Origin of the sequence: Tannerella forsythia (assembly GCF_001006485.1) — a bacterium.
GTDB classification, from domain to species: Bacteria; Bacteroidota; Bacteroidia; order Bacteroidales; family Tannerellaceae; genus Tannerella; species Tannerella forsythia.
On record NZ_JUET01000107.1, the window covers coordinates 1 to 447 of the forward strand.

The following is a 447-nucleotide window of genomic DNA, read 5'->3' on the forward strand; positions in this document are numbered from 1 at the left end:
GGCAAACCGCCGCTACTTTTCGGCAAACAACCGCTGGAGGGGTCAAATTTAGGCACGGCGTGGAAAGTGATTGGGTCTTTTTCTGCCGGTTCATAACCACGACCTTTTTTGGTCATGATATGCAGGAACTGCGGGCCTTTCAGGTCACGCATGTTCTTCAGCGTGGTGATAAGCCCCAGCACATCGTGACCGTCAACCGGGCCGATGTAGTTAAAGCCCAGCTCTTCAAACAACGTGCCAGGGACTACCATGCCTTTAATATGTTCTTCGGTACGTTTGAGTAGCTCTTTAATGGGTGGCACGCCAGAGAAAACTTTTTTCCCGCCTTCGCGCAGTGAAGAGTAAAGCTTACCGGAAAGCAGCTGCGCCAGATGGTTGTTGAGCGCGCCGACATTTTCGGAATTCGACATTTCGTTGTCGTTGAGGACCACCAGCATATCAGGACGG

At 51.7% G+C, this 447-nt stretch carries 1 protein-coding gene; it reads right to left on the reverse strand.

The genetic code is table 11. From position 1 onward, the window contains the following. A partial coding sequence (locus Tanf_RS16740; RefSeq protein WP_498370413.1) for a 1-deoxy-D-xylulose-5-phosphate synthase N-terminal domain-containing protein occupies positions 1-447 on the reverse strand: 447 nt, incomplete at both ends.